This is a genomic window from Flavobacterium niveum (assembly GCF_055231775.1).
The window spans coordinates 1-4,125 of record NZ_JBUYSX010000012.1; the positions used below are offsets into that span (position 1 = coordinate 1).

Annotated in this window: 2 protein-coding genes; one reads left to right on the plus strand and one right to left on the minus strand. The window is 42.1% G+C overall.

Features of this window, described 5'->3' with window-relative positions; translation table 11 throughout:
- Positions 1 to 230: 230 nt before the first annotated feature.
- Positions 231 to 1,457 (minus strand): diaminopimelate decarboxylase, encoded by a 1,227-nt coding sequence (gene lysA, locus ACZIX4_RS19885; protein WP_463337407.1) that lies wholly within the window; start codon positions 1,455 to 1,457, stop codon positions 231 to 233.
- Between the two features lie 246 nt (positions 1,458 to 1,703).
- On the opposite strand from lysA, the gene ACZIX4_RS19890 reads away from it, so the two are divergent.
- Positions 1,704 to 4,106: a DUF7619 domain-containing protein gene (locus ACZIX4_RS19890; protein WP_463337408.1), complete on the plus strand. Its 2,403-nt coding sequence runs from the start codon at positions 1,704 to 1,706 to the stop codon at positions 4,104 to 4,106.
- Positions 4,107 to 4,125: the final 19 nt, after the last annotated feature.

The following is a 4,125-nucleotide window of genomic DNA, read 5'->3' on the forward strand; positions in this document are numbered from 1 at the left end:
CCTCGCCAAGGCGCGAAGAAGGAACGTTTACCGGTAAGCAAACGGTGTTTGCTCTTAGCCCCGATGGGAGCGGCATCCCCGCAGCTTTAGCGGAGGGATACAGCGGACAGCGGGGGCGGCGTTTATAAGAATACGCAGGAGTTTGGGCTGCTAAGAATTATTGAGCTACAATGAAAAAGCCGCAACATCTACTGATATTACGGCTTTAGAAAAGTAACAATATATATAACCTAAACGGTGACTGCAACAGGTTCAAAATCTAAAATAACCTGGTTGCGTACAATGTCTTCAAAAGTTTCGCGCTGCCTTATCAGGTGGCCTTTTCCTTCGTACCACAGCACTTCGGCAGGGCGTACCCTGGAGTTATAGTTGCTGGACATAGAGAAGCAGTAAGCCCCAGCGTTGCGGAAGCACAGCAGGTCGCCTTCCTTAATTTCAGGGATGCGACGGTTGCTTGCAAAAGTGTCTGTTTCACAAATATAGCCAACAATACTGTAAAAACGCTCTTTTCCCTTAGGATTTGAAATATTTTCTATCTGGTGGTAAGATCCATAAAGCATCGGGCGGATAAGGTGGTTAAAACCGGTATCTATACCTGCAAATACAGTAGAGGTAGTTTGTTTCACCACATTTACTTTGGCTATGAAATAACCCGCTTCGCTTACCAGGAATTTACCCGGCTCAAAGCAAAGGGTAAGCTCACGGCCGTATTCGGTACAGAAACTGTTAAAGCGTTTGCCCAGTTTTTTACCAAGTTCTTCGATATTCGTCTGGATATCGTCTTTTTTGTAAGGTACTTTAAAACCGCTTCCGAAGTCGATGAACTCCAGTTCTTTAAAGTTCATAGCAGTTTCGAACAATATTTCGGCAGCATACAGGAATACTTCAATATCAAGAATATCTGAACCTGTGTGCATGTGTATACCGTTTATGTGCATGCCTGTATTCTCTACAATACGCAGTAGGTGTGGCATCTGATGGATAGAAATACCAAATTTACTGTCGATATGCCCTACCGATATGTTGCTATTTCCTCCCGCCATAACGTGTGGGTTTATGCGAATACATACCGGGGTAGAAGGATGTTTGGCACCAAATTGCTCCAGTATAGAGAGGTTGTCAATATTGATTTGTACACCCAGTGCTGCTACTTCTTCTATTTCTTCCATAGAAACGCCGTTTGGGGTATAAATAATCCTCTCAGGGTCGTAACCGGCAAGAAGGCCAAGGCGTACTTCTTGTATAGAAACGGTATCAAGGCCTGAACCTAACTGTTTCAGGAGCTTTAGTATCGATATATTGCTAAGGGCTTTTACCGCATAGTTAATGCGCAGGCTTCCCACCTTGCTAAACGCCCTTTCAAGTTTCAGGTATTGAGACTGTATTTTTTCCGCATCATAAACATATAGCGGGCCTCCAAATTCTTCAGCTAATTGTACTAACTGTTTCGCTTCCATTATTTCATTTATTATTCAGCAAAAGTAATCACGATAAATCGGGTTACCAAGCAGTTATAAGAAGATTAACAAAAAATCACAAATTGTTATTTTTAAAACAAGACATTGTTTAATTGAAAATTTTTACAACACATTTTAAGATGTGTGCAATAAAAAAGTATTTAATGAGTAGGGTTTTTTAACATATTCCTGTTTTATTAACAGATTTCCGGACTTCAATCAAATATAAATATTAAACTATTTAAAATGAGAAAAATTATACTCACCTTATTCTTTTTGGCAGCAACATTACTAGCAAAAGCGCAGGATGTTGTGGCCAACCAGGCACCTGACATGGTACAGTGCGGTTATGAGATATTTGACCTTACTGTGCAAACACCTATTATTTTGGGAGACCAAGATCCTGTGAATTTTTTTGTGACATTTCATGAAACCCAGGCTGATGCACAGGCAAACATAAATCCACTGGCTAACCCAACTGCTTATGTTCCTATATTGGTTACTCCCCAGCCTATTTATGCTAGAGTAAATAGCGTTTTAACAGGTGAATATGCTACAACGACATTTAATTTAGAGGTATGGTCAGGACCCGGTGTACCTCAATTGCAGGACGTATATAGCTGTAGTTCGTATACACTTCCGGCGCTGACGTTCGGAAATTACTATACAGGCCCTAATGGTACCGGAACTATCATTGCGGCCGGTACAGCAATAACTACTTCACAAACAATTTACATTTTTGGAGATAATACCTTTGGCTGCGTTTCAGAATCCAGCTTTGATGTAAATATAGGCCAAATGAACATCGGTAATTTTTTTGATGTTACTGCCTGTGGTGCCTATACACTACCTGCTTTGCAAGGCAGTTACGAGTATTACACCCTGTCGGGTGGGCCTGCTGCTCCCGGAAATGTACAAATATTTCCCGGAGATGTAATAACTGCCAATCAAACTGTTTACGTATATATTTCTAATGGTGAAGGTTGTACAGGTGAAGCCAGTTATACAGTAACCATTATGGATGAATCAGATTTTGTACCGCCAAACCCATTGGTTACCTGCGATGTTGAAAACGGGTATGGTTATGGATTGTTTAGCCTTGGTAACATTTATACCGATTTCATGCAGCTAAACCCTACTGCTACAAACCTTCAGCTTTTCCTTACCCAAAATGAAGACGGTACCCTTACTGATGGTCTTCCTTTTGACGTATTTATTAACACCCAGCCATTCCTTCAAACAATATACCTGCAATTTACGGGGCCATGTGGCCAAATGGTTTTCCCGCTTGAACTTGTAGTACAACCATGTGGTAACGGAGGCGATGGCCTTAGCGGTGTAGTAACCCTTGACGAAGACGGCGACGGCTGCGATACTGAAGATGCACCTGCTGCCGGTGTAATGGTAGCTTATAATAGCGGTAACTATGTATACTATACCTTTACCAATATTTATGGACAATATTATTTTACCAATGTGCAGCCGGGTGTGGTTACTGTTTGGATACAGAACATAAACGGACAAAACTTTACAGCCAACCCTACAGCCGTAACTATAGATTACCCTAATGGTGTTACCGAAAATAATTTCTGCATAACGGTGCCTGCACCTTATACCGATGTTGCCACTTATGTGTTTCCGTATACCCAGGCGGTACCGGGTTTTACTGCCGGATACTATGTAACGGTTACCAACTTCGGTACCGAAACAGCCAGCGGCACTGCAACACTTACTTTTGACAGCGCACTGGTTACGCCATCTGATATTGATGGTGCTACACTATCGGGCAATACACTTACATGGAATTATAGTGACCTGGCCCCATACCAAACCCTTTACTATTATGTGTGGTTTACTGTTGCTACTCCGCCTACAGTAGTTAGTGGTACACAGATTGTATTTACATCTTCGGTTACTCCTGTGTCGGGCGATGTAAATATTGGCAACAATACCTATACTTACAACCAGTATGCCGTAAATTCTTTTGACCCGAACGACATTACGGTACACGAAGGCGAATATATTACCGAAGCACAGGCCGATGGTTTCCTTCACTACACTGTACGTTTCCAGAATAGTGGTGATTATTTTGCGCAGAATGTGAAAATAGACCTGGAACTTGATGAGAAACTTGACTGGACAACCTTCCAGCCGATAGGTGCCAGCCACCTGTACAACGTAAGCCGTAACGGAAATGATGTGGAGTTTAAGCTTGATGGTATTAACCTACCTGCAGAGCAGGATGACGAACCTGCCAGCCATGGTTTTGTAAGCTTCAGGATTAAGCCTGTTGCTGATGCAGAAGTTGGCGATAGCATGAGCGAAACCGCTGCTATCTATTTCGACTTTAATGAGCCGATTATTACCAATACAGCTACGACTACGATTACCAGCACTGCTGCTGTGGCAAATAATAAGGCTAAAGTATTTACGCTTTACCCGAACCCTGCTACAGATAAGGTAACCCTTCAACTAAACGGAGCTGAAGTTGCACAGGTAAAAATAACCGATGTGCTTGGCAAAACATTGTATGCGGGTATTGTACAAAACAATGGTACTATAAACGTAAGCCAGCTTCCGGCAGGTATCTATATGGTAACTGTACAAAGTGGTAAAACCACCCAAACCGGGAAACTAATAAGGAAATAGTGTTAGTTTTATCGATAGT

Bases quoted from the DNA above. Each gene is read 5' to 3' on its own strand.
- lysA (WP_463337407.1), bottom strand. From the start codon at position 1,457: ATGGAAGCGAAACAGTTAGTACAATTAGCTGAAGAATTTGGAGGCCCG.
- ACZIX4_RS19890 (WP_463337408.1), top strand. From the start codon at position 1,704: ATGAGAAAAATTATACTCACCTTATTCTTTTTGGCAGCAACATTACTA.